Annotated in this window: 10 protein-coding genes; 4 read left to right on the top strand and 6 right to left on the bottom strand. The window is 35.9% G+C overall.

All coding sequences use genetic code 11. The annotated features are described in order from the left end of the window. Positions 1-250 precede the first annotated feature (250 nt). Positions 251-1,033: an MBL fold metallo-hydrolase gene (locus LM917_RS23665; RefSeq protein ID WP_232700167.1), complete on the bottom strand. Its 783-nt coding sequence runs from the start codon at positions 1,031-1,033 to the stop codon at positions 251-253. Positions 1,034-1,196: 163 nt separating this feature from the next. On the opposite strand from LM917_RS23665, the gene LM917_RS23660 reads away from it, so the two are divergent. Continuing rightward, positions 1,197-1,574, top strand: coding sequence for a DNA-methyltransferase (locus LM917_RS23660; RefSeq protein ID WP_373688827.1), 378 nt, complete (start codon positions 1,197-1,199; stop codon positions 1,572-1,574). A 205-nt stretch (positions 1,575-1,779) separates the two neighbouring features. Here LM917_RS23660 and LM917_RS23655 read toward each other — a convergent pair whose 3' ends face one another. The 4 genes from LM917_RS23655 to LM917_RS24545 form a co-directional block, all read right to left on the bottom strand. Continuing rightward, positions 1,780-2,064 (bottom strand): hypothetical protein, encoded by a 285-nt coding sequence (locus tag LM917_RS23655; RefSeq protein ID WP_232700165.1) that lies wholly within the window; start codon positions 2,062-2,064, stop codon positions 1,780-1,782. Between the two features lie 91 nt (positions 2,065-2,155). Further along, entirely contained in the window at positions 2,156-2,371 is a 216-nt protein-coding gene (locus LM917_RS23650; protein WP_232700164.1) for a helix-turn-helix transcriptional regulator, read from the bottom strand. Between the two features lie 3 nt (positions 2,372-2,374). Then, the gene (locus LM917_RS23645) at positions 2,375-2,521 is read right to left on the bottom strand and encodes a hypothetical protein (RefSeq protein ID WP_232700163.1); all 147 of its coding nucleotides are present in this window, start codon (positions 2,519-2,521) and stop codon (positions 2,375-2,377) included. Positions 2,522-2,599: 78 nt separating this feature from the next. Next, positions 2,600-2,731 carry a hypothetical protein gene (locus LM917_RS24545; RefSeq protein ID WP_255668571.1) on the bottom strand — a complete coding sequence of 44 codons (132 nt, stop codon included), beginning with the start codon at positions 2,729-2,731 and terminating at the stop codon, positions 2,600-2,602. A 398-nt stretch (positions 2,732-3,129) separates the two neighbouring features. Here LM917_RS24545 and LM917_RS23640 point away from each other — a divergent pair, with 398 nt between their 5' ends. Then, a complete protein-coding gene (locus tag LM917_RS23640; RefSeq protein ID WP_232700162.1) occupies positions 3,130-3,420 on the top strand; it encodes a LexA family transcriptional regulator in 291 nt (96 codons plus the stop codon). Between the two features lie 99 nt (positions 3,421-3,519). Then, positions 3,520-3,705, top strand: a complete 186-nt coding sequence (locus LM917_RS23635) for an IS3 family transposase (protein WP_373688826.1) — start codon at positions 3,520-3,522, stop codon at positions 3,703-3,705. Between the two features lie 96 nt (positions 3,706-3,801). Here the strand turns inward: LM917_RS23635 and LM917_RS23630 are convergent, their stop codons facing one another. Continuing rightward, a complete protein-coding gene (locus LM917_RS23630; RefSeq protein ID WP_232700161.1) occupies positions 3,802-4,281 on the bottom strand; it encodes a protease complex subunit PrcB family protein in 480 nt (159 codons plus the stop codon). A 651-nt stretch (positions 4,282-4,932) separates the two neighbouring features. On the opposite strand from LM917_RS23630, the gene LM917_RS23625 reads away from it, so the two are divergent. Next, positions 4,933-5,517, top strand: a complete 585-nt coding sequence (locus LM917_RS23625; RefSeq protein ID WP_232700160.1) for a DUF3238 domain-containing protein — start codon at positions 4,933-4,935, stop codon at positions 5,515-5,517. Positions 5,518-5,731 lie beyond the last annotated feature (214 nt).

The raw sequence follows: 5,731 nt of genomic DNA, 5'->3' as shown, positions 1-5,731 counted from the left end.
TGATGATCAAATCAATACTATTGCAAATGGTGTTGCAGTAGGCGCAGCAGTGTTGGCAGCTACACTGAATAATTTTAAAAACAAAACAGAGTAACTTTTGAACGTGTCAGTTAAATCTGGCACGTTTTGTTTTTTGTTTAGGCTCTGTTAAATTTTTATGCTGAAAATTTATTAAATTTGAGGGAACCTCATTTTTATGGGTTTCCTCAATATTGTTAAACAAATACCCCCATTAGTTAAACAAAAATGGTTAAAATCGTACGCTAAATCCATTAAATTTATGAATTCCTGTACCGAATTTAGTAAGTTCTTTTTCTCTTAGAAACGTAACAGCCATTTTTACTTCCTCAAAAATTCGGGGCGTGAGTCCTAATGTATTATGTGAGCCGTAAACCATTGAAACGTTTGATATTTCAGTTATTTTCTCTAATGAATTAACTAAATCAACAGGATTGCTTGAAGGATAGAATGCATAAATAGGGGTTTGGTCATAAAACAAATCACCCGTGAATAAATATCCATTTGTTTCATCAAAAATAGATATATGACCTGGAGAATGCCCTGGAGTATGATAGATAATTAATCTTCTATTCCCCAACTCAAATATATCCCCATCTTTCAATAAGCCTGTAGGTTCTCCTTGAAAGGGTTCATATGTATCGGGGTTAAACGTTTCTGGCGTTTGCAAGGTTATATCTCTACCAATATCTTTTCTTATTTGTTCTATTGATAAGCCTTTAATTCCATTTACTAACCAATCTTTATCTCCATCATGGACATAAATTCTTTCAAATTCTCCATGACTTCCGATATGGTCAGCGTGAACATGGGTAGTGAAAACATCAATCGGTAAAGTAGTCAATTGGTCTGTAATTCTTTTTATATTGTCAATTCCAAGCCCTGTATCAATTAATACTGCTTTTTCTTCACCCAATAGTAAAAATGAATGCACTTTCTCCCAATGCCCATATTCACTAATTGCATATGTATTATTATCAATCGGTTGCACTGTAAACCATAGATCCTTAATCATAAAAACCCTCCCAAATTTTATTTTGCTTCTTACCTCTTCTGCAAACCAACCTAAACTTCCTTTTTTTTACAAGTATACTTATGTAACTAACCACCACCGCTGAACAAGGATTACACATTGAATTTAGACAGGTGTAAACTATCATAAGTTTTCGTCGTTTTAAATACAAATTTATGTTTGTGTTGATTGGCGAATGTATCCATTTATGAGTCTATGGATGCAAAAGGTAGGCTTTACTATCAAAAACTGTATTGTGTGGGATAAGGTCAATATGGGCATAGGATGGCAATATCGTTTTCAACATGAGTTTATTATTTTTGCAGTGAAAGGGAAGCAGAGAGTCAGGAGAGTACCATTCCGTAATGTTACAGATATTTGGAGACTACCACGAATACTTGGAAACAAAACGGTACATCCGACCGAAAAGCCTGTTGCCTTAATGGAGAAAATCATCCTCAACAGTTCAGAAGAAGGGGAGACGGTGGTCGATTTCTTTATGGGATCAGGTCCCGTAGTTGAAGCTTCTAGAAAGTTGAATTGAAATTTTATATGTTTTGAAATAGATGAAACTTACTATGAAATCGCTTGTAGAAGATAAAAGCAGTAGCTCTCCTTCGGTTATCCGTTAGAGGGTATTTTTTGTTTAGCTCTGTTAAATATTAATGTTGATAATTGAACAAGAATGCGGGAAACTTCCATATATTAGGGTTTACAACATTCTTTTTGTCCAATTTAGTGAAACAAATTTATTTTCTAAGTGTATAAATTATTGGGTTTAGTATAGATAATCCTGCAATAGCTAGAAACATATAAAAAGATACAGGGTCTCCTCCTAAACCCAATTCATCAGCAATAATCCCAATTTGCCATAGATTTATTGCAGATACCAATGAACATATAATGGATACACAGATTACAGAAAAACCATTTATTAGTTTGAGTTCGCCATTCTGAAGTATTACTACTAACAAAAAAATCAACAATACAACAATAAAGATAATAAAAACGGGTCTTAAATAATCAAAAGACATAATTCCCTCCTATTATTTCAGAACCATCATATCCAACATTTTTCATCGGTTTCAGCCGATTTTCGCATGCCAAATTTCATTACAATCTACCTCATTCCAAATCGGTTTTTGGTTTTCGTCCACGAGGTCTAGGTGTATCAATCCAATCTTGAATCTGCTCCCGCAGCCATAAGGGGCTGCAGGAGAGTCGTTTAATTGGTTCTGGAAAGGTACCTCTTCGCATGTACTCTTGGATGTATCCCTTTGTTTTACCTGTCATTTCGCATACTTCACCAAATCCCATGAGGTCATCTAAGTTGACTTGCATCTGTTAGTCTCTCCTTCCTAGTAAAGCTGTGATTAGAAGGTATCCAACTGCCACAATTAGTATTCCTTGTTGCCACCAGGTATCAGACGGGGAGTAAGTAATTGCCAATGCGATACCAAGAACTCCCCTAGCTGACAATAAGTTTGTCACGTCTATTCTCTTTGCTTTCATGGTATACTTGAAGTAAGATCGGTTATTAGAAGGAGGTTTTACCCTCCTTCTTTCGAGCTATTTGCGACGTTTTTCTTTGCCGGGGCGTCGCTTTTTCTTTTTTAACCGCCTTTTTAGTTTAGGCTCTATACGATCTTTGTAGATCACGTAGAGGAAGGCGATTAAAGCTAACCAATCTTTAAACTCCAAGTTGTTCACCTCCTTATGATTTAAATATACAAAAATGTTGTACAAAGTACAATAAATATTTTTAATATTCGAAAGTTTCTTTGATAGAATACCTTGTACTTATTTAAATTAGATTGGGGCATTTGTCAAAATAAAACTATGGACTGTTCGCAATATGTTCGCATATAATAAGCGCAAACAAACGTTCTTATCTGAGGTGAGTAGGATGCCGGAGAAGTAAATAGGTCGTAAGCTAGAAATCATCTATATTTCGGTTAGTGGGAAGCTTTCACAGCGCCGTATACACGTTAAAAGTATCACTGATGGTCTTGTTCGGGGAACATCCGAAAGCACTGGAGAATGGCGCTCGTTTTATGTAGGCAATATTTTATCCTGGCAACCAGTAAGGGGATGACAGCATGCTTTCAGATATTGAACGGAAAGTGCTGAGGGTAATCGGAAACTATTCAGCGGGTAGACGTAGATTTCCAACTATCGATGAGCTGTGCATAAAGACAGGTAGGTCTCGCAAGGGAATAATTGAGGTGTTGGAAGTTCTACATAAGGAAACATACATTATCTGGACTAAGGAAAAGCCTAATGAAATAGAATTATTAGAAGCTTGGGAAAGAAGAGATGAATGGAAGAAACCTAATTATACAGAATGGGAAGTTTGGCGACCCATATCATTAGATCAAACAAAAGAATGATGAGGGTCTCTGAAGTGCACCGGTTGTATTACTTGGTGAAAATTGAAAAAAATAGAATAAAGAAGACCGCCCTGAAATTGGCGGTTTTTGAGTATCAAAATGTACCTTGAGGCGTATGACCTAATTGCCCCCATATATGAACTGGAATACAAGAATTGTACATCTATTAAAGAATTACGAGCACGAATTGATGATTACATTGCGTATTACAACTCAAGTCGATATCAGTGGACATTAAAGAAGATGACCCCTGACGAATTCAGGGGTCATCTGTTGGTTGCTTAGTGCAAAGGTTTCTTTTTCAAACTGTCTACAAACACGGTCACAGCTCATTACTCCGGTAGAGGGCTTGTATTTGTATGCGTATTTAAGTTTGATACCTTACTGAAACAATGGCTTTTGTGTGTGATCATCAAGGAAGCTAATAGTTGTATATGGGGGTAGTTGGGCACGCACGAGCACATACGGATAGGTGATTTGTTGTACGTATACTTGATCTGGATCTGGTTCAGACAACTCGATGTAAACAAATAGTTGCTCCCAACTTTGTACTGTGCGGGTTACCTTTAAGTTGTAACCATTATTCGGCATTTCCCCTCGGGCAATGACGAACAAATCACCCATTTGGTGAATTCCCTTTGTTTGTTTCATTTCATTAAGAAATGCCTTTTCTTTTTGACTTAATGATTCTTCGGAAACTACTTTGGAAGAATCCATTTGTACTACTTTTGAATGAGCGGGTAAAGATTGTCCTGCCACTTCTGGCACTTTTTGTTCGGCATGAACAGACGACAGGGATAAAGAAAACATAGAAGCAATGCTCAAAACACTTATGAGAGTTTTATTCATCAGCTTTCTCATAACTTTTTCATCTCCTGTTTTATTTGTTTGTAAACAAAATACTGGGCCAGCATTTCCGTTGGAATGGTCTTTTGATCATTCCTTTGTTTACAATTTAATTTAACCATTACATTCTATTAATTGCAATATTTGGATAAAATGTTTTATATTAATTTACATGTATTAACATATTTGACTCGAAATCTCCTTATATTTGGTAATGATTCCTCTGTATTTCAATTGCGTATTATGACCAACATCGAAATCTGCATACATTTTGTAGATTTCCTGTTTGTAATTTTTAGAAAATTTAATAAAACCTGATAAAAATTAATTTGTAAAAAATATTTTAGGAGAAGGCACAGTGTGTTTACCAGTTGCGGCGCCACCGGAACATGGGATTATAGACCGTGTTACCGAGATGATGTTCTACTCCTGTTTGCATATAATAAGCGCAAACAAACGTTCTTTTTTCGGGGTGAGTATGATGCCGGAAAAGTACATAGGTCACAAGCTAGAAATCATCTATCTATCACATGAAGGGAAGCCCTAACAGCGCCGAATATGTTCTAGAAAACTGATGGAATTGTTCGGGGATCATATGAAAGCACTGTTGAATAACCTATATTTTGTTTAGATAACTCAAACAAATTTAGTTTATGGAGGTTCTATATGATAAACGTTATCAAAATTAGAGCGAGTGTATTTATTCCCATGTCTTGGACTGAGCCTAAAAAAGATATTCAAACAGGAAAAGTAATTCAATATGAAGGGGATTCGCGTGAGTTTACACCCTATGCAGTAAACACCATGCGTTCTAGAGTGGAACAAGAGATCGTTGTAGATTTTTATAAAAAAGAGATTTTTTCCTATCAGAACACAGGTATAACAACAGAAAAGGTTACAAACCCAAATGGTTCTATTAACCAAAGAAAAGGAAAAGCTAGTACAGAAGGCATTTTGTGCACGAACATTGTATGGAGTTCTGATGAGGTTAACTTTGAAATGAGTGCAAGTGCAAGCAATCCTTTAAATTTACATGCACCTTCAGTTGACTATTTATTATCTGTAAATGCGAAAAGAGATGGTATTTTAAATGTAATTGGGGCACATGATGGATTTCCCTGCTTTGAATTTTATAAGCAAATCGATTTTGGCCCATTTGAAAAAATCTATACACATGATTTCAGAGAAAACGGTGATACTGTTGAAGCTTTAGCTGGAGAAATGGAATATAAATTTAAAAAGGTATTGTAAAGTTTAAAAAATAGGTTATAGAAGCGTAAATGAAACAGGCTGGGGATGGATAGATAAGTTTGAGCAGGCATTCCAACAGATTAAACTCACGAATGACGAGGATTTCTGGTGGATGCCAGTCCTTGACGTGGTGAAAATTGAAAAGAGCTGGAATAAGGAAGACCTCCCAAATTATGATATGCTCCCCTTTAAGTAGACAGGTTTAATAAATAAA

Origin of the sequence: Brevibacillus daliensis (genome assembly GCF_021245735.1) — a bacterium.
GTDB lineage: Bacteria > Bacillota > Bacilli > Brevibacillales > Brevibacillaceae > Brevibacillus_B > Brevibacillus_B daliensis.
The sequence above is the reverse complement of the archived record's forward strand: the minus strand, read 5'-3'. Positions and strand labels throughout refer to the sequence as shown.

Bases quoted from the DNA above. Each gene is read 5' to 3' on its own strand.
- LM917_RS23665 (WP_232700167.1), bottom strand. From the start codon at position 1,033: ATGATTAAGGATCTATGGTTTACAGTGCAACCGATTGATAATAATACA.
- LM917_RS23655 (WP_232700165.1), bottom strand. From the start codon at position 2,064: ATGTCTTTTGATTATTTAAGACCCGTTTTTATTATCTTTATTGTTGTA.
- LM917_RS23650 (WP_232700164.1), bottom strand. From the start codon at position 2,371: ATGCAAGTCAACTTAGATGACCTCATGGGATTTGGTGAAGTATGCGAA.
- LM917_RS23640 (WP_232700162.1), top strand. From the start codon at position 3,130: ATGCTTTCAGATATTGAACGGAAAGTGCTGAGGGTAATCGGAAACTAT.
- LM917_RS23635 (WP_373688826.1), top strand. From the start codon at position 3,520: ATGTACCTTGAGGCGTATGACCTAATTGCCCCCATATATGAACTGGAA.
- LM917_RS23630 (WP_232700161.1), bottom strand. From the start codon at position 4,281: ATGAGAAAGCTGATGAATAAAACTCTCATAAGTGTTTTGAGCATTGCT.
- LM917_RS23625 (WP_232700160.1), top strand. From the start codon at position 4,933: ATGATAAACGTTATCAAAATTAGAGCGAGTGTATTTATTCCCATGTCT.